This window comes from Cocleimonas flava, assembly GCF_004339015.1.
Lineage (GTDB): Bacteria > Pseudomonadota > Gammaproteobacteria > Thiotrichales > Thiotrichaceae > Cocleimonas > Cocleimonas flava.
The window spans coordinates 294,037-313,131 of sequence record NZ_SMFQ01000005.1 but is presented as its reverse complement, the minus strand read 5'-3'; the positions used below and the strand labels follow the sequence as shown (position 1 = coordinate 313,131).

The following is a 19,095-nucleotide window of genomic DNA, read 5'->3' as shown; positions in this document are numbered from 1 at the left end:
AAAAAGACACTCTTCCTAAGTGTCTTTTCTAGTTTTTAATAAGTTCCTGATAAAAACGAAGCAATGCTTGTTTGGGTAGTTTGCCGTTTTCTTCTCTCGGTAGTTTCTCAACTTGAATAATGGGACGAGGAATAAAAGCAGGGTCTAAATATTCACGAAAATGGTCAGCAAGTTGTTTCTTTGATATCCCATCTTTAATTGCAACAATTGCTACTAATCGCGGAATAGGGCGATCCTGTGGTGGAAAGAAAACGATGCCATCAATCAGTTCAGGAAAAGAAAGCAGTACTTTGTTAATTTCATTTAAAGAGCCACGCTTGCCAGCAATATCAATCATATCGTCAGTACGACCCTTTAGACGAAATTGCTGCTCGTTCAATAGTTCTATAAAGTCGCCTAATGTTGCAGATTCTTTAACATGTTCGGTATGCGCAAGTATTTGATTTGATGTTTGTTGATCAAAATGAATTCCATCAAATTTATCCCAGATATCCGTGTGGGCTGTTTCTCTGATAGCCATTGAGCCGATCTCGCTACAACCATACACCTCGCGCATTTGTGTACTAAATAACGCTTCAACTTGAGTCGCGAGTTCCTGAGTCAACGGTGAGGTCGCACATAGCACAGTTTCAAGTTTTGGGAATTTCAGATTGCTGCCTACTACCGCACGTAAATGCACGGGAGTAGAAACCATCATGCGAGGTGCAGGTAGCGTCTCAATTAAGGTCTGGATATCTTGTGGAAATAAGGGTTTTGAATCGACCACGCAGATGTTTGCAAACAACGCCATCAACACCGATGTCTCAAGGCCCCACATGTGTTGAGCGGGAACTGTTGCCAGAAGTTGAATGGTTTCAGTTGATTTTGGCAACATGTAATGACTGTTAATTATGGTGCTGTCGACAAAGGTTCTCCAGATTTTCTCATTGGGTTTTGCATCCCCTGTGGAGCCCGATGTAAAGCTAATGGCAGCGAGTTGATCAACATCAATTTCAGGTATTTCGTTGACTGTTTGAATGTCAGAAATACCTTCTTTATCGAGATCAATCGCTAATAAATCAGGATCAGTTTCTGAGCCATCATGAATAACATAAGTATTGTTATAGCGTTCTGAGAGTCGTTTTTGTGTGGCTATATTTCTGTTAGACGGTAATAAATTGACTTGGTTTTTTAAAACGCTTGCGCAAAGCACCACAGTAAATAAATAGCGATTGCCGCATAAATTAATGATGTGTTGTTTGTCGCTGGGTAATTGTTTTGATAATGCGACAACAGTATCGATAAAGCGTTGCGCGCTAACAAATCCCTTAGTGTCTCCAGTGGTTTTGTTATCTTGAGTTAGATAGGCAAAATTATCACGTAGATTACGGTTCGTTAGCGGGAATGTTTTTCTAGTCATAACATGAAGCTATTATGTCTGATTTGCTAGTTAAGCTTTATTTTTCCCGACAAAATCAGTAAGGCTTTTCAAGGTCGCAAATGCTTCACGAGTGCTTTCATCTTCTGCTTTCATTTGAACGCCAAAATCTTGAGAAATTGCCAGTGCAATTTCCAATGCATCGATAGAATCCAGGCCCAGACCATCACCAAATAACTGATCGTTTGGATCGATTTCTTCAGCGCTGATATCTTCAAGATTCAGAACTTCAACCAGCAATGTTGCCATTTTATTTTCGGCTTCAGTTTGTACGCTCACTATTTACCTCACTCACAGTCATCTTTATTTTTTTGAGGGTATAGTTTAAACTATATTCTATTGATAAATCATCTAAATTCACGTTTCGCTAGGGTGTGAGTTTTAAATATTTACTATGATTTTTTGATTATTATTTTCGACTGCTTATTAATTAAGCTATTTGTTAGTGGCAGCTAATTTCCATTTAAAACCTTTTTCATGTTTTAGTCCTCGTTCGGCTGAATATGAACATTCTTCGCTAGAGAATACAGAAAATGCTTATTAATTCTTATTCGAGTGCATCGGCAGAACAACTCAATGCAGAATCCCAGAATTTGGCTGTTATTGGTTTCGATTGCCCGATCACTCGTCAAAGTCAAAATCAAAATCACATACCTTCAGGTCTCGGTAGAACCGATGCCAGCGATTTTGTTCATGAATTATGGAAGATTAAAGATGAGCCTGTAATAAGCGGAATATCTGGCTTATGCAAGTGGTCTGAATCTGGAGGTTTTTTGTTTACCTCTATTAGCTTAACAGCAGAAGAATGTGAAGACTTAGAGGCAGCAACCGAGTCTGTTTATGCAGAGTTATTAGCATTTATTAATCAAACCGAACAACGTAATCTGTTACGTTTCTGGAACTATGTGCCTGCGATCAATAAAGGGTTGGGCGATAACGAAAACTATAAATTATTTTGTAATGGTCGCCTCAAAGCATTTAAACAGGCGGGCATAAACGATGCTGATTTCCCAGCAGCTACTGCCGTTGGAAATGTCACTGGCGGCATGACGATATACGCAATATCCAGCGTTTACAAGGGCATTCACCATACCAATAATAAACAGCAGAACGCTTATCAGTATCCGCGTCAATATGGTATCAGTAGTCCGTCTTTTGCACGTGCAACCAGCCTCGAACATCCTAAAGGCAATCTGTTATTTATCTCTGGTACGGCTAGTATCATTGGACATGAGACGTTGCATGAGGGTGATTTAGCCGCCCAACTACAAATCACAAAAGATAATATTTTCCACTTGCTGGAAAAAACCGGCTACGAAGTTGATTCGATTCAAACCATGAAAGTGTATCTGCGAAATAAATCTTGCCTGGAAGAATCAAAAAAATCATTAGATAAAGATTTTCCCGATGCGGCGAAAATCTACACGATTGCCGATATTTGCCGTTCTAACTTGCTTGTCGAAGTTGAATGCTATTGCGCTTAGTGTTTGACTTTAAACGTCCTTCTATTTATTCCCAGATAAATCCTTGAAGATTCTATCTCTCAACCATTACTGGCGGATTATCGCTGCAGGCATTAGTTATATTGTATTTACTGTGGGCGCATTCTTTCCCGTCATTCATGCTGTTTTGATTGTTGTTTTTGTTAAGGATCAGGAAGGGAAACAGAAAAAAATCCGTAAAACCATACAAAGACTGTGTAAGTTCTATGTCGATTTTATGCAATTTCTGGGCTTGATGTCTTATGATTTAGAACGACTTAATAGCGATGAAATCAAAGGCAAAGTTGTCATTTCCAATCATTCTATGTTGATTGATGCGTTATTTATTTTAGCCTATGTAGATGATGTATGTTGCGTGGTGAAAGAAGCACTTTTTCGTAATCCTGTAACACGCCTAACCGTGAGTCTGGCCGGTTATATTCCTAATGATGAAGAAGATCTGATAGGCATGGCTGCGGAGAAACTTGCCGCTGGTGAAAATATTCTAATATTTCCTGAAGGTACGCGTAACCAATACGACACTCAATTGGAATTCAAGCGTGGTGCCGCGAATATAGCGATTCATGCAAATAGCGATATTGTTCCTTTTCTTATAACGTGTTCGCCGCGTGCATTGCAAAAGTATGAAAGCTGGTATCAGCTTCCTGATATCAAATCAAAAATTTTAGTGCGGATAAATCCTACGTTAACCATTGAGGAATGCATTGATACAAGCTTGGCAAGAACCATTCAATACCGTCGTTTAACTGATTTTTTAAGGGATTATTATCTAACGGCAATTATGCAATTAGATAACTATACAACCAAAACTGATAAGCCACCCCCCCACTTATAGGCGTTTTTTTGGAAAGATTCATAATGCGTTTAATAGTACAATTGCGCATATCGTTATTCGCATATAATTAGACACTAAATTAGAAAACTAATTAGCAGCTAAATAAGAATATATACAGTGAGTTAGAATAAATATGAGCGTTACAGTATGAACAGTTATGAACAAAGCTATCAACAAACTCTTCAACAGTTGAAAGAAAAATTAATCGAGTTATTTGAATTAGAAGAAGCAGAACTGGTCGCAGATGCGCGCCTCTATCAAGACCTTGATATTGACAGTATTGATACGGTAGATCTGATGGTAGAGCTAAAAAAGCATATCGGCAAAGATTTATCACCGAAGCTATTTAAAGATGCGAGAACTATCGATGATGTGGTTAAAATCATCGTAGAAATCTAATAGAAATATCAGTTTAATGAAAACCAATTCAAAAAAAGCAGGTCCGACACTGAGTGTCACACTTCCCATGGAAGTGTGTTTTTATGATGTCGATTCATATCGCATCGTATGGCATGGCAACTACCCGAAATATTTTGAAATAGCGCGCTGTAAATTGCTGTCTAAAATAGGCTTCACCTATGCAGATATGGAAGAAACTGGCTATTTTTATCCAGTGGTTGATCTGCACACCAAGTACATCAGGCCTTTGCGGTTTGAACAGCAGTTTGAAATTACTGCAGAACTGAAAGAGTGGGAGCATAAGCTCGTTATCGATTATCTAATTGTTGATGTCGCAACGCGAGATGTGGTTACCAAGGGGCAGACGACGCAATTTGCTGTAAAGATGCCAGAAGAAATCACCCAGTTTGATGCGCCTAAACAACTCCTGGATAGCGTCGATGCTGCATTTAAGGCCCTAGCTGATGAAAAACCAGAAGAACAAGGTGATGCATGATTAGACCTTTTTTGTTAATGCTTTGTTTGATGGCCAGTGTAGTTAGTAGTGTTTCACTAAGCGCCAATACGCCAGAAAACATAAAAGCATTAAAGTCTATGATGCCAGAAGCGTGTAACTTCTCCGGTGAGTTCACTCAAACCAAGCAAATAAAAAGTCTACCAGTTCCATTGGTTTCAATGGGCGAATTCATTTATTCCTGTGATTTAGGTTTAATCTGGAAAACGCAAAAGCCGATTGTCGAGTCGCTGGTTTTTACTAATCAAAAACTCAATTTTTTAGTGCCAGAAAAGCTTTCAGTCGAAAATCTGGATGGCGTTCAGCATGACTTCTTGGCGAATCTGTTATTGGGCTTAATGGCTGGCAATACTGAGTTCATAACAAAAGAATTCGATATCCAGATTTCAAAGAATGATGCGACAGGCGTTGAGTTAAGTTTAGTACCGAAAAACAAAATGGTGAAACAGGCTATTGATTCTGTTGCGTTAGCAAAGCCAAGCGCTAAAAATGAATTACAGATTTCAATCACCGATAAAAATCAGCAAGTAACCAGAATAGTGAGTAGCGAAACACAGCAATATGCGATGAACGATAAACTCTCTAAAGATGCTGCATTTTCAGAGAGCTGTGCATCGCTTTCTGCTGATGGCTGTAAATTATTATTGAATCCGGTTCGAATCACTACCAGCGGTCAAAACTGAGTAATCATTCATGATTGTTTGGCGATCACTATTTGTAATCTGCATTGTTTTTACGCTTGCCTTCTTTTTTCAAAGCAGCGGCAAACTCGTTGTCGATACCAGCCTTGGTGATCTTTCACCAGACCTGGAATTAGATCAATCAACACAAGATGCGATGGATGGACTGACTGAAAATATCAGTCGTAATATTTTGTTCGTCGTAGGTGCTGATGATAAGCAACAACTTGATGCAGCAAAGGCAGATTTGAGCAAACGCTTATCCGAACTTAAGCCATTAACTGTCTTATCGAGTGATGCTTTATCGCTGACTGATATCATTGATTCACTGGCAAAATACCGGTTTCACTTACTCACTGTAGCAGCGCAGAAAAATATTAAACAAGAAAGTGCAGAGGAGCTTGCAAAACAAGCTCAGGCGAAGCTGTTTCGACTCACAAATGCACCACTCATGTCTTTTGAAAAAGACCCTCTAGGCGTTCATAGCGAATATTTTAATGAGTTTCTGCAGAAGATAAGCGCAGATTTGGAGCAGGCGCAAACCCATGGTTCTGAAGCTAGCAGTAGCGATGATGCCGGGCAAAATAAAAAGAACAAAAAACAATACGCAGTTATCCAAACTAAATTGCAAAAAGGTGGGTTGGGATTAGACGGGCAGAATCAACTGCTTGCTGATATCAACACGATTAGTAAAGACCTTAAAGACAAATACAAGATTGAAATACTGCGCTCAGGTGTGTTTTTCTTTGCCGTGGATGCGGCGAGTAAATCTAAAAAAGATATCAGTTTTATATCCACTATTTCGATGGTTGGCGTGCTGCTGGTATTGCTCTTAACGTTTCGTAGTGTGGTGCCGTTGATTCTGCCGTTTTTATCGATCGCTTTTGGGGTTGCTTTTGCCTTTGCCGTTTCGCATTTTATTTACGGGAAAATTCACATATTAACCATCGTGTTCGGCGCAAGTTTGATCGGAATTGTAATCGACTATTCGATTCATTATTTCTTCCATCAATCTCAGGCATTATCAAATGGCCCAAGCTCTGTCGCTGAGGATAGTGTTGAGCATTCGCAATCCAGATTACATAGCGCACTATTGTTAAGTTTGGTGACGTCATTATTAGGATATTTAGCCTTATATTTTTCTCAACTCGATGCCTTGAAAAAGGTGGCTGTGTTTTCTTGCTGTGGTCTAACGATGGCGTGGTTGAGCGTTATTTGTTTAGGGCAATATTCGAGTAAAAGAATTAAGGCGAATAATACCGTCGTCAATACTATATTGGATATTTTCAAGCGACCTCTAGCGGTTTTTAGTCCCAGAGTCGTCGTTATAACGATTGTGCTATTAATGCTGAGTTTGGCGCTCAATATATTTGCTGTTAAAACCAGCGATGATCCACGTTTTTTCTTCACGCCTGATCCTGAAATATTAGCGAGTGAGGTTGCTGTATCCCAAATAGCTTCGGACTATGAACCAGGTAGATTCGTGGTAATCAGTGGTCAGAGCTCTGAAGAGCTTATTGGCCTAACAGAGTCGTTTTACGATAAAGTAAAAGCCACCCCCCCACTTATAGCCGATAATTTTAAAAGTATTACGCAATGGTTGCCAACGCCTCAACAGCAGCGTGAGAACTATCAGATACAGGGAAAGCTATACGGAGACAATCAAGCCGTTGATGCCTTGTATTCCTTATTGGGTGTGGAGAAAAATAAGGCAGAAGCAATCAAAACTGAATATGCAAACTCAGAAAAGCTGATCTTAGAGCCGCAACAACTGAACGAGCTTTTTAACGAGATACTGCCACCGCTTTGGTATACAAAAAAACAGCAGGTCGAACAAAGGCTAGTAGAGCAAGGGCATAAAAATAGCAAAGCTGAAGCTGGCGACAATTTCCGAAACTTTATCTTAATCGCCAAAGGAACAGACTTTGAAGCCTTAGAAAAGCTTAGCAACACGATGCCTTTTGTAAACTATGTGAATACGGTCGAAAGCGCGAAAAAATCATTGGCAGATCAACGCGTTTCAGCCACTCAATTGTTACTTGTGGCTTATGCTTTAATTGCACTTTTAATTTTGAGTCGATATCGTAAGTTATCTGCTTTAAACATTGTTTTGGTTCCATTGTGTGCCACCGCAGCGTTAATTGTGCTTTTGAATGTATTGGGTGTGTCCTTCAATCTATTTCATGTAATGGCGTTGTTTCTGGTGCTGGGCCTGGGGATGGATTACGGTATTTTTGCCTATGAACTTCAAGACGGAAATGTCACACAGCAGGCTATTTTTATTTCCGCAATCACAAGTCTGTTGTCTTTCGGGTTATTAGGTTTAAGCGCTATTCCGGTTGCACAAAGTTTTGGTATGATTTTATTTATTGGGAATAGTTTTAATTTAATTGCTTCGTTGATCTATGCCGAGTTTTTGGCAAACAAAGCAATAACGCATTAAAAATAGCGATAGAGTTCGCTGTTATGGAAAACAAATCATGAGTAAAAAAAGAGTATTGGTCACTGGCGCAAGTCGGGGTATCGGCAAGGCAACCGCTATCGAACTGGCCGCTGATGGCTTTGATGTCACTGTGCATTACAATAGTAATCAAAAAGCTGCGGATGAAGTGCTTGAGCTTATCGATAAAGCAGGTGGCTCAGGTCAGATCATGCAATTTGATATTGGTGATAGAGAACAAACCAAAGCGTTGTTAGAGGCAGATTTAGAGAAAAACGGGGCTTTCTATGGTGTTGTTTGTAATGCTGGTATCGCTGATGATGCGGCATTCCCTGCGATGGAAGCCGAGCAGTGGGATAGTGTGATCCACACTAATCTTGATGGCTTTTATAACGTTTTATATCCGTTGATTATGCCTATGATTCGTTTAAGACAGGGCGGTAGAATTGTGACCTTGACCTCTGTTTCTGGCTTAATCGGAAACCGTGGTCAGGTCAATTACAGTGCTGCCAAAGCAGGTATTATAGGCGCCAGTAAATCGCTCGCGATCGAATTGGCGAAACGTAAAATCACTGTCAATTCGGTTGCTCCCGGAGTTATCGAAACAGATATGACTGAGGGTCTTTTTAAGGAAGAAGCCTATGTCAAAGAAGCTAAGAAGATGATCCCGATGGGCACTTTTGGTCAAGCCAGTGATATATCATCAACCATTAGTTTTCTGTTTTCTGATAAAGCGGCTTATATCACGCGCCAAACGATTAGCGTCAATGGTGGCATGTGTTAGCTTGCGATGAACAAATAGTTTTAGCATTTAATGAAAATCAATACTTAAGCAAACCAACAATCAAAAAGTGATGGATAAACAAGTTAAAAGTGTTGCGATTATAGGTGCGGGGCCATCAGGCTGCGCGCTAGGGTGCTTTCTCATCGAGAGAGGTATCGCGGTCACTATTTATGATAATTTGAGCAAACCAGAATTAATCGTAGGCGAATCAAATTTGCCCGCAGTCGTGCCCATTTTCCGTCGCTTAGGAATTGAAGAAAAAGTCGCCGCTATTTCACAAATTAAACGGGGTGCATCCTTTAGGCATGGCAGTGGCATACGCATGGATATCCCGTTTCAAACGCCCGGTAAACGTTATCCTAACTTTTCTTACAATACGCCTCGCCCACAACTAGATTCACTGATACGCCAACGCGCTGAAGAGGTTGGTGTTCGTTTTGTGAATAAAAAAGCGACATTAGAATTAACACCTGAGAATTCAGACCGAGATTTAATGTTGTCTGAAGCGTCTTTGAATGATGCTGGGTTGTGTACAGAAACACATCCAGATATTTTGATTGATGCGTCAGGTAGAAGTCGTCTTTTTAGCCGCTTGCTTGATATTCCGGCAAAACGTGGTGGTCGCGATGATGTTGCGTATTTTGCTCATTTTGAGAACTTCGAATACAAAGAAGTGATTGAAGGCCAAATTGTTGTTTCCATCTTAGATCACGGCTGGTCATGGCAAATTCCTTTAAAAGGAAAATTATCTGTCGGTGTGGTGCTCAATAAACAGGCCGCCAAGAGTTACGGAGATACCCCGGAAGAGCGTTTAGATAATGTGATTAAACACAATTCCTTGCTAAAAGATGAAGGAAAGAATGCCAAACGTATTAGCAAAGTCATGCGTTATTCCAATTACCAATTACTTTCTGAGAAAGGCTATGGAAAGGGCTGGGTTATGCTGGGTGATGCTTTTGGTTTTGTCGACCCAATGCTTTCCCCAGGTGTTTTTATGGCATTAAATGCGGCACAAAGCATTGATGAAATCGTATTCAGTAGTCCTAAAATTACCACGGCGAATCTAGAAAAATACTCACAACAGGTAAATAGCTGGCATCAGTCGTGGACGACACTCATTGACTATTTTTACGATGGTCGATTGATGAGTTTGTCCGAACAGGGCAAGTCCATACTGGAAAATCCCAAGTCGTCGGTTGTGGGTAAAATGGCTGAGAAGTTATACAGCAGAATAATTTCATCGATGGTCACTGGTATCAAAACCCGTTCTAAGGTAAATCAATCCCTGTTGTATCATGGCTGCCGTCAGCTATTGAAGGATCAGGAAGTCTTGAACGGCTATGCGGTAAAACCCTTTACAAAAAAAGAACAGAATAGTCACTGATATGTTTGAAAAAATTGCCCCCAATAAAGTAAAGCGTGTTTCGGAAATTACCAAGGAGCAATTTTTCAAAAATCATAAAGATACTGGCATTCCGGTAATCTTACCCACTCTTATGGAAGACTGGCCTGCCAAAGAAAAATGGGATGTCGATTATTTAATTGAAACCCTGGGTGATGAGGTTGTACCTGTGTACAGCAGTAAACCAGCCGTAGGCAAATCACATCAACATGCTGCTGCGAGGGAAATGCCGTTGCGTGATTACTTGAATTTACTGAAAAACGGCGAAAACGATTTACGCATGTTTTTTTATAATATCCTGAATAATGCACCTCAGATGATTAAGGATTTTTCCTATCCTGATATCGGTCTTAAGTTCTTTAAGAAACTACCAGTTTTATTCGTTGGTGGGCGTGGCGCCAAAGTCCAGATGCATTACGATATTGATCTGGCGAACCTGATTCTTTGTCATTTTGGTGGTGTTAAAAAAGTATTACTTATTCCGCCAGAACAAACCCAATTTATGTATAAAGTGCCGTTCTCTTTCAGTGCTTTATACGATGTGGATTTTTTAAATCCTGATTTTGAAAAATACCCTGCGTTAAAGTACGTAAAAGGTTACGAAGCAGAATTAAAGCACGGCGATGCTTTATTCATCCCCTCTGGTTATTGGCATTATATTGTCTATGAAGACATTGGCTTTTCCATGACCTTGCGTGCATTTCCTACCAAGTTTAGTCAGCGTTTAAGTCTATTAAAAAATATTTTCGTGACCAGAACGGTAGAAGGGTTGATGCGTAAAACTCGCGGACAAGCCTGGAATGATAGAAACGAGAGAAAAGCGGTTGAGATAACAAACAGGAACATCCCTAGCGCTTAGTGTGGAAAAAGTGCCTCAAAGTAGGGGGGTGACTTTGTCTAATTAATCTTTAAACTTTTTTACAATTAAAGATGTATTTATCCCGCCAAATGCAAAGTTATTGCTCATAACCATATCAGTATCAATCGCTCTCAGATCACCCTGGATATAATCTAAATCAGCACACCTTGGATCAACTTCAGTTAGGTTTAGTGTGGGCGCGAACCAGCCTTCATTCATCATCTGGATAGTGGAGTACAATTCAAATGCACCACAGGCACCAAGACTATGCGCAGTATAGCTTTTAATCGAGCTGGTTGGCTTTTTGCCGAGTACATTTAACGTCGCTTGTGATTCTGCGATATCGCCGTATTCGGTCGCTGTGGCGTGCGCGCTAACATAACCAATTTGATCTGCTGTAACTCCGGCATCATCAAGGCTCATTTGCATCACGCTTTGCATGGTCTCCTGATTTGGTCGCATGATATGCGAGCCGTCTGAGTTTGTACCGTATCCTATGATTTCAGCAAGAATAGTAGCGCCGCGTTCTTTAGCGTGATCGTAAGACTCTAATATCAATGAGCTAGCGCCTTCGCCTAATACAAGACCATCACGATCTTTATCAAAAGGACGGGGCGAAAGGTGGGGGGTGTCATTGGTGATACTGGCAGCAAAGATGGTATCGAACACCGCTGCCTGAGTTGGGCAAAGTTCTTCTGCGCCACCAGCAATCATGACTTTTTGTTTGCCCGACTGAATCGCTTCATAGGCATAACCAATGCCCTGGCTCCCTGCGACACAAGCGCTTGAGGTTGTGTATACGCGTCCTTTGGTGCCAAAATATATGCCTATATTCACCGCTGCTGTGTGGCTCATCATGCGAATATAGGTGGTGGTATTGATGCGTTCCATCGACTGTTCTTCGAGCATGCTGAAGAATTCTACAGCACCCGCGCTGCTGCCCGTTGCAGAGCCAAAGCTCACGCCTGTCTGACCGTTAGTAATTACATCTTCACCATACAAACCTGATTCTTTAAGCGCTAATTCAGTGGCACGTACAGCCATCTGTGCCACTCTACCCATGCTTCTTTTCTTTTTTAGGCGATAGGTGTCTGGTAGCTCAAAGTCTTTGATGGGTGCAGCCAGACGCGTTTTAAGCTCGGGGTATTGATCCCATTCTTCCATGTAACACACTTTTGATTGTTTGCTTTCAAAAGATGTTTTTATTTCTTCCCAGGTTGAGCCCATTGACGAGATATTGCCAGCGCCAGTGATAACGACTCGATTGGGTAATTTTGATGAAGCTGGCATTATTAATGATTCTCTACAGGTGATTTATTTATTGGCTGACGAAGTACAGATAAGTTGGCAGTGGCAATGATTTCTGCTTCGTCTTTATAACGAATTGTACAACTAAAACTTGCCAGAGTTTCTCCTACCATAGCGCTTTCGCTGCATTCGACGACCAGTACACTGTTTTCTTTAAAATAAGATAGTTTGGATTGGTATTTTCGAGTTCCCAGTAAAAAACCAAGCTTGGCATCTGCCGGATTTTTTATCGCTTGATTGCCTGCGATTAACGCAGCAGTTTGTCCCATGAATTCCAAACCAATGGTTGCTGGTACGCCAAAATCTTTTTCATAAAAAGGGGTTTCCATGTCGATAAACACCTCAGCACTCGATTGTTTTTCGCCAACTTCCAATATCCTGTTAATCAACAGCATAGGTGGGCGGTGTGGAATTAATGTTAATATTTCTGGGTCAAAGCGTGTTGCTAAATCGCTCATGCTACTTCCTTGTTAGCGATAGTGTTAATTTGTTCCTGAGTGTTTTCTTCAGGTAGCCAGAAATCATAAAAATTAAACCATTGAAAAGGCGCTTTAGCGCACTGCTTTTCTAATTCTGTGGCAAACCTTTGTGCGTAGTTCTCAATATCGCTTTGTCGTTGTTTGCGGCTTAGTACAATCTTTTCAGCGAAGTCGACCACTTCAAATTGTATCTGCCCAGATTTATCTGCAAAGTCTTGGTAAGAAAACATTAGTTTTACTGGGCAATCTAATGCCTTCGCCAGTAAATAAGGGCCAATCGGTAATGCCGCTTTTTTATTAAAGAAATCTACAGTGACCGTACGCTCCACGCCTGTTAGTGGAATTCTGTCTCCTGCTATAAAGAGCCATTCTCCTGCATCTAACTTTTCCTTAAAAGACAGGATCGTATTGATATTGAACTCATCAACCTGATACACATTGAGTCTCGAATCTGGGTTCAATTGAGCCATGATGTTGGTGTAGTTCTGTGAATGCTTATCATGAAGTAATACGTTGATTGATTTGTCTTTATAGCGATGCATAAAGCCACGGCAGAATTCCAGATTGCCAAAATGAGAACCAATAATCAGTTGTCCGCGAGTATCGTTTAGTAAGGTTTCGACGACTTCTGGTGAGTGAATTTTAAATAGGTCGCTATCAAGCTCCACATACCAGGATGAGAGTTTATCGACAACAGTTTCGGCGAATTGACGGAAGTGACGAATAGTGTCGGAAAACTTAGGTTTGCGCTTCCAGAAGTCAGGGTATTGCTGGTAATGGTTTTTCAGGAATTCTTGCGATGCTTTACGTGAATCAGCACGAAAAATCACAAAGTAAGCAACCGTGGGTAATAACAATATAGACACAGCTTTGCGTCCAAGCGTTTTATGGATCAGCCAGAGAAAACGTAACCCAAACAACGTCCCAGCTTCCTGAGCGGAAGACCAGTGAGAATCGTCACTTGCGGCTGTTTGCTCGTTGTTCTTAGTGTTACTGGAATTACTCATGTTTAGCTAAATTTTAGAAGTATAATTTTAGGAATGCGAATCAGCATACCTAGCATTAACTTGGTGTGGAGTTTGATTAAGAGTAAATTATCTCTCATATAATGAAAATGAGACACATTGTTTTCGATGTAAATGACTTTTGTGTCGATAAAGTCGGTTTTGATGCCTTCCCAATGTGATTTGACTAAAATATCCGTATCAAATGTCATGCGTTTGCCGACATTGTAATTATCAAAAACAATTTCAAACTCTTTAAGTGGGTAGACTCTAAAACCGCACAAGCTATCTTTGATATCAAACGACAGAGTTTCCAGCGCAACCCAGAAGCTCGTTACCTTTCTGCCGTACACTCTTGCTTTGGGGGCGCTCTCATCGAAATAGGGCGCACCGGAAACTATTTTGTGTGGGTTGTTTTCGCTATGTGATATGAGTTCTTGTACATCATCGATATTGTGCTGGCCATCGGCATCAATTTGAATGATGTGAGTATGTCCAGCCTGTCTTGCTGCATGGGCTGCAGTCAAAATTGCTGCGCCTTTGCCCCGATTGTATCCGTGTTTTAGTAGTGTTATTTCAGGGTAGTTACTGAGCAATTCCTCAAGCTTTTTGCGTTGTTCTTGATCGCTGCCATCATCAACAACAATGCAAGCTAGGCCTAATGATTCAAGCTTAGGCAAGAATGCTTCAAAAGACTGGAAGTGATTATAATGAGGGACGACAAGACAATAAGACATGATATAAATTATTTAGCCTCTGAAAATACGAATATGCCAGATGAAAAAAGTATTTCATCCTTTTCTTCCGTCATTGAATCGTCTTCTGTGATCGAGGTGTATCGAAATTTCACGGTGTGTTTTTTAGGGCTTAAGGTGAGCGATAAGATTACCTTGGTTTCAGGCAAAATCATGGTGTTAAATTTTAAAGAATTAACGCCTCTGAATTCTTCGTATTTGAATATCCGTTTCGCTAAATCATTCGCCCAGTTAATCTGAACCACGCCTGGTAATACAGCCTGATCTGGGAAGTGTCCTTTAAAATAGGATAAGTTCGCAGGAATGTCACAAATGACATCGTAAGAGTTATCTGTAGGTAAAATGCTGGGTGTTTCATACGCAGAGAATGTTGGCCATTTATCCTTCTCAGGATATTGCTGATTTAACTCTTCTGCACTGATTATTTGATTCATTCCTGTCATTTTTCTTCGTGTCTTTTAATGTGAATTTGACGGTAACCGTATTCAAGGGCCATAAAACCACCGAGGAAAATATACGCTAAAAAGCCATTATAGAAAGTCCAGGCTTGAAGTGAAAGACAGCATGCGGTGTAGAAGGCTATGGCTGCGTTAACAATAAGAATAACGGCCCAGACCATCGAAAGGTTTCTCATATACTGCCGACCTTCATCGGGAATTTCTTTCATAAACATCTGGGCAAAGCGTTCAACCAGGGATGTTTCAGTGGTGAGTGACAACGCAAAAAATCCTGCAAAAGCAAGATTCATCATGACGGGATAATAACGAAGTAATTCTTCACTATTAAACCATGCCGCAATTACACACAATCCACCTACTAAAATCAGTTGGGCATATTGTTCCGGTCTTTGAAATTCGCCTCTTAGAATGACTCGTGCTAGTAAAATAATAAAAAGCGCCAAAGAAAGCAGAGAAGGTCCAAATTTATCGAGACTGAAATAGACGATAAAGGGATAGGCCACAGTCACAATGGCTATCAGGGCATATAGTATTTTTTTTGAATTCACAGCGTCTGGTCTTTGATGGCGTATTTAATAGCTTAGTTTAAGGGCTTAGTTTAATAGCTTAGTAAGCACTTTACGCTAAAACACTGTGTCGATAATCACCCAGCAGGTCTCTTTCATCATCGCTGATAGATTGGCTAGGGTTGTCAGACAAGAACTCAAGTGAGTATTTCGCAATGCGCTCGAGCATCTCTGTATTGGTGGCTACAGCCTCTCTAATATCCACAGTTTCATAGTCTTTTAAGACATCATTGAAATGGCGTAAACAAGGAATCAGGTACTGATCAAGGAAAATGCCTTGTGCAGGTTGAATAATGCGTTTGCTGGCTCTTTCTCTTAATTTCTCCTGAACTTGCTGATGGAGCATCTTCGCTTTTGCTAGGAGAGGGTTTAGCTCGCGTATCGTATCGATATCAACAAAGGTATTTTTGAAAAACAATAAACTCAATATGCCCCAGTAATACGAATAATCCCAAAGTAGTTTGGTGCCCATCATTCTGCGGTCTCCAAAACCACCATACTGCTGGGTGTATAGAGAAAGTGTATTTTCGTAATAGTTATTTTGCAGGCTGTTGAAAACAACACTTTCGAGGCTGATATTGTTCTTTTCTTTTTGAGTGCTTATCAAGCTGCTAATAAACGTGTTGCTCATAGCGATTGCATCACTACCTGGGGAATAGAAAGGGTCAGCAAATACGCCTGCTTCACCAGTCAAACCCCAGCCATCTTCTGAGAAGTACTTTTTACAATCATAAGAGTAATCTCTTATAGCGACATAATCTAAAACCTCGGCACCTTCAATCGCATTGGCACAATGTGGTTGGTTTTTGGCTAGCCAGGCGAATGCATCATCGTAATCGTTAAAGTCACTTTCTTCAAAAATCTGATCATCCATAACGATGCCGATACTGGTTGTGCCAGTACCAAGAGGGATTACCCAAACCCAATAGCCGGGACCCATCAAATGATTGGTACTTAACCATCGTTTGCCTGATTCAACAAGGCGGTTTTGCCAGTCACTATTTGAAGTCCAGTCATCTAATGTGACTTGTCGATCAATGCGAAACCAGACTGCATTGGCTTTATGGTCATTCTCTTTGGCTAGATTGAGTTCTTTTTTAACCAGCATTTGACGTCCGGCAGCATCCACAAACCACTTGGAGTTAAGGGTTTTGATGTCGCCGTTATTCGTAATATCGATTTGTTGATGGTGTTTATCAAGTCTGATATTGCTGGTTGAAATACCATCTATGACATTTACGCCTAGCTTGCTTGCTTCCCTGTGGAGTTTGTTTTCTAACACGCCTCGGTCTATCTGGTAGGTAGGAATGCCGAATAGATCACTTATACCTAACTCATCTTGACCTGAAAAGTCTGATTGCTGCTCACCGAAAAAACAACGCAGCCCATACTTACGTAAATGATCTTTCTCAAAATGGTCTTTTAGTCCCAATACTTCACTAAAATAATGAGAGCCAATTTCTACCGTAGATTCGCCCACCTTGGCAATCGTCTCGGGAACAGGAAATGTTCTCTGCTCTAACACAGCAACATCTAAATCAGGGGATTGTTGTTTGAGTTGCATGGAAAGCGTAAGGCCTGCAAGTCCGCCTCCCGCTATCACGACATCATGGTTTTGCGTATTGGACATATTAATTAACTAACTTAGGATTATGTAAGGTTAACTGAAGCGATGTTTCAGCGCTGAGTGGAAGTAAAACAGTATCTGCAGAGTCTTTTGTCAGCATGTTTAATACTGCCAGAATTCTAGCGGATGGATTCTGTTTGTAGCTCGTATCAAGGTGAGTTTCCAAATCGAGTTCTGGCCATTCTGTTGCTTGTGACACTACTTGCATTTCCAGTAGGTTTGAATCGGTTTGATTTGATTCTAAAACAGGCTCAATAATGAGTGAGGCGGAGAACGACTGATCATTTTTTAATAGCGGTTTGAGAATTTCAGAAGAGGGCGCGTCATAAAACGTAATCTGCACAGGAGCTTGTTCTTGAACGCACTGGGTAACCGCTTCGAGTATTGCTAGCGATACAGATTCATTAAAACCTGCGACAGAGTTTGCTGCTTTCATGCAACCCGTACTAATCGTCCAGTAGCCTGCGGCGGCGTTGTGTACCGAATTATGAAATTTGGTTGGCGATAATTGCATGTTTTCGGTAGCCAGCACTTTACACATATAGTCTGTGAGTTGGGTGTCGCCTAAACCAGAAACAAAAACGCATGCCAAATCTTTCGGGTCTAAACCCGCCGATTGTGTCGCCTGCCATGAGGATTCAACTGCAAGCTTTACAGGCAGAGGTGCGCGTCGTCTTTCGTTGGCAGGGATAATTTCTGGCTTAGGACTGCTTGCTGTATTTTCAGCGGTAGCGCCAGTGGTCAGTAGTTCAGAAAGTTCTTGCCAGTTTGTATAATTTTGTCCCCAGCCGCCAACGGCTTTAATGGAGCATCGTAAAATATTATCACTCATCAAGCGCTACCCTTATTGTTATCAGTCTTGCTGAAAACCAGACAGCAATTATTGCCACCAAAACCAAATGAGTTGGACATTACATGAGTCAATGAGCGCTCGATATTTTCAGGTGTAATAGAAAAATCCAGCTCGCTATCCAGATTGCTTAAATTCAAAGAGCCAGGGATTAAATCAGTTCTCGCAGCATCTATAGCGATTAATGCTTCAGTGATGCCCGCAGCACCTAATGTATGTGCCATCCAGCCTTTTGTAGAAGAGCATTGTGTGGATGATGGAAACATAGAGCCTATTAACTTTCCTTCGATAGAGTCATTTGCCTGACTCGATGTGCCGTGTAGATTGATGTAATCAATCTCTTCGGCAGGGAGATTTGCCATTCTCAACGCACTTTCTATCGCCTGTTTAGCGCCCAATCCTTCGGGATGTGGGTGTGACATGTGGTGTGCATCCGAGCTTTCACCATAACCCGCTAACTCGATGCCTGTATCTGTTTCACAATCTTCTGCGCGCATTAAAATGGCATAGCCAGATGCTTCGCCCAGATTGATGCCATCTCTGTCATTATCAAACGGCTTACAAGGATTTTGAGAGAGTAACTGCAGGGAATCAAAACCGTGCAAAACGCTATAGCACAAGGTATCAACGCCACCCACTAAAACAGCATCAACCACATGGCTTTGGAGCCATCTTGCGCCTGTGGCAAAAACTTTTGCAGATGAGGAACATGCGGTATTGATGGTAATGGCAGGGCCCGTCACGCCTGTTTTATGAGCGACAAATAACCCCGGTCCATGTGGGTTGTGTACGGTTGCTTGTTGATACTCTGGTGTCAGCGCGCCATTTTCATCCAGATGACGATAAGCCGTCTCAGTGCGGTCGATACTTGATGTGCTGGATCCCATAATGATTCCGACTCGACTAGGACGAAAACGCGTTTTCAGAGTTTCAAGTTGCGCTAAAATTGTTCCTTGTTGCAAGCCGTATGCCGCCATCGCATTGTTGCGACTTTGCCATTCGCCCAAATCAATATCATCAATAGCGCTTACCCGCCCAATCCATGTGTCTAAATCAGAAAAAGGGAAGTCATTTTTACGCAGTCCACTGGTTTGGTTTTTAATAGCAATGCGAAGTTGCTCTATGTTATCAGCGGCAGCGGTTGTGGATTCGTAGTCGACAATGCGTATATTGCGTATATTCATGTATTAAGCAGTCAATAAAAACTAATAGATTA

General features: G+C 41.2%; 20 protein-coding genes. 9 read left to right on the top strand and 11 right to left on the bottom strand.

The window, feature by feature from the left end; genetic code table 11:
* Nucleotides 1-28: 28 nt before the first annotated feature.
* Nucleotides 29-1,399: an AMP-binding protein gene (locus tag EV695_RS17935; RefSeq protein ID WP_131907386.1), complete on the bottom strand. Its 1,371-nt coding sequence runs from the start codon at nt 1,397-1,399 to the stop codon at nt 29-31.
* Nucleotides 1,400-1,429: 30 nt separating this feature from the next.
* Nucleotides 1,430-1,696: a phosphopantetheine-binding protein gene (locus EV695_RS17930; RefSeq protein WP_131907385.1), complete on the bottom strand. Its 267-nt coding sequence runs from the start codon at nt 1,694-1,696 to the stop codon at nt 1,430-1,432.
* Nucleotides 1,697-1,950: 254 nt separating this feature from the next.
* On the opposite strand from EV695_RS17930, the gene EV695_RS17925 reads away from it, so the two are divergent.
* From EV695_RS17925 to EV695_RS17885, 9 genes are all read left to right on the top strand, one after another.
* A complete protein-coding gene (locus tag EV695_RS17925; protein ID WP_131907384.1) occupies nt 1,951-2,901 on the top strand; it encodes a chorismate transformation FkbO/Hyg5 family protein in 951 nt (316 codons plus the stop codon).
* Between the two features lie 43 nt (nt 2,902-2,944).
* On the top strand, nt 2,945-3,754 hold the full coding sequence (locus EV695_RS17920; protein WP_131907383.1) for a lysophospholipid acyltransferase family protein: 810 nt from the start codon (nt 2,945-2,947) through the stop codon (nt 3,752-3,754).
* A gap of 147 nt (nt 3,755-3,901) precedes the next feature.
* Nucleotides 3,902-4,153 (top strand): acyl carrier protein, encoded by a 252-nt coding sequence (locus EV695_RS17915; RefSeq protein ID WP_131907382.1) that lies wholly within the window; start codon nt 3,902-3,904, stop codon nt 4,151-4,153.
* A 16-nt stretch (nt 4,154-4,169) separates the two neighbouring features.
* The gene (locus tag EV695_RS17910) at nt 4,170-4,649 is read left to right on the top strand and encodes an acyl-CoA thioesterase (protein ID WP_131907381.1); all 480 of its coding nucleotides are present in this window, start codon (nt 4,170-4,172) and stop codon (nt 4,647-4,649) included.
* Nucleotides 4,646-5,350, top strand: a complete 705-nt coding sequence (locus EV695_RS17905) for an outer membrane lipoprotein carrier protein LolA (protein ID WP_131907380.1) — start codon at nt 4,646-4,648, stop codon at nt 5,348-5,350. The genes EV695_RS17910 and EV695_RS17905 overlap by 4 nt, the downstream gene beginning before the upstream one ends.
* 10 nt (nt 5,351-5,360) lie before the next feature.
* Nucleotides 5,361-7,790 (top strand): MMPL family transporter, encoded by a 2,430-nt coding sequence (locus EV695_RS17900; protein ID WP_131907379.1) that lies wholly within the window; start codon nt 5,361-5,363, stop codon nt 7,788-7,790.
* A 37-nt stretch (nt 7,791-7,827) separates the two neighbouring features.
* The gene (gene fabG, locus EV695_RS17895; protein WP_131907378.1) at nt 7,828-8,571 is read left to right on the top strand and encodes a 3-oxoacyl-ACP reductase FabG; all 744 of its coding nucleotides are present in this window, start codon (nt 7,828-7,830) and stop codon (nt 8,569-8,571) included.
* Between the two features lie 70 nt (nt 8,572-8,641).
* On the top strand, nt 8,642-9,955 hold the full coding sequence (locus EV695_RS17890) for an NAD(P)/FAD-dependent oxidoreductase (RefSeq protein WP_131907377.1): 1,314 nt from the start codon (nt 8,642-8,644) through the stop codon (nt 9,953-9,955).
* Nucleotide 9,956: 1 nt separating this feature from the next.
* The gene (locus EV695_RS17885) at nt 9,957-10,832 is read left to right on the top strand and encodes a cupin-like domain-containing protein (RefSeq protein WP_131907376.1); all 876 of its coding nucleotides are present in this window, start codon (nt 9,957-9,959) and stop codon (nt 10,830-10,832) included.
* A gap of 42 nt (nt 10,833-10,874) precedes the next feature.
* Here the strand turns inward: EV695_RS17885 and EV695_RS17880 are convergent, their stop codons facing one another.
* The 9 genes from EV695_RS17880 to EV695_RS17840 all read right to left on the bottom strand — a co-directional run bounded on the left by EV695_RS17880 (nt 10,875) and on the right by EV695_RS17840 (nt 19,063).
* Nucleotides 10,875-12,122, bottom strand: coding sequence for a beta-ketoacyl-ACP synthase (locus EV695_RS17880; protein ID WP_131907375.1), 1,248 nt, complete (start codon nt 12,120-12,122; stop codon nt 10,875-10,877).
* 2 nt (nt 12,123-12,124) lie between these two features.
* Nucleotides 12,125-12,598, bottom strand: coding sequence for a hotdog family protein (locus EV695_RS17875; protein ID WP_131907374.1), 474 nt, complete (start codon nt 12,596-12,598; stop codon nt 12,125-12,127).
* Nucleotides 12,595-13,626, bottom strand: coding sequence for an LpxL/LpxP family acyltransferase (locus EV695_RS17870; protein ID WP_131907373.1), 1,032 nt, complete (start codon nt 13,624-13,626; stop codon nt 12,595-12,597). The genes EV695_RS17875 and EV695_RS17870 overlap by 4 nt, the downstream gene beginning before the upstream one ends.
* A 2-nt stretch (nt 13,627-13,628) precedes the next feature.
* Nucleotides 13,629-14,360 (bottom strand): glycosyltransferase family 2 protein, encoded by a 732-nt coding sequence (locus EV695_RS17865; protein ID WP_131907372.1) that lies wholly within the window; start codon nt 14,358-14,360, stop codon nt 13,629-13,631.
* Nucleotides 14,361-14,368: 8 nt separating this feature from the next.
* Entirely contained in the window at nt 14,369-14,812 is a 444-nt protein-coding gene (locus EV695_RS17860; RefSeq protein ID WP_165874751.1) for an ApeI family dehydratase, read from the bottom strand.
* Nucleotides 14,813-14,817: 5 nt separating this feature from the next.
* Nucleotides 14,818-15,345, bottom strand: coding sequence for a COG4648 family protein (locus EV695_RS17855; RefSeq protein WP_165874750.1), 528 nt, complete (start codon nt 15,343-15,345; stop codon nt 14,818-14,820).
* A 109-nt stretch (nt 15,346-15,454) separates the two neighbouring features.
* Complete coding sequence (locus EV695_RS17850; RefSeq protein WP_131907369.1) at nt 15,455-17,032, bottom strand: NAD(P)/FAD-dependent oxidoreductase; 1,578 nt, start codon at nt 17,030-17,032, stop codon at nt 15,455-15,457.
* A gap of 1 nt (nt 17,033) precedes the next feature.
* Entirely contained in the window at nt 17,034-17,861 is an 828-nt protein-coding gene (locus EV695_RS17845) for a beta-ketoacyl synthase chain length factor (RefSeq protein WP_131907368.1), read from the bottom strand.
* The gene (locus EV695_RS17840) at nt 17,861-19,063 is read right to left on the bottom strand and encodes a beta-ketoacyl-ACP synthase (protein WP_131907367.1); all 1,203 of its coding nucleotides are present in this window, start codon (nt 19,061-19,063) and stop codon (nt 17,861-17,863) included. Before EV695_RS17840 ends, EV695_RS17845 begins: the two co-directional genes overlap by 1 nt.
* Nucleotides 19,064-19,095 lie beyond the last annotated feature (32 nt).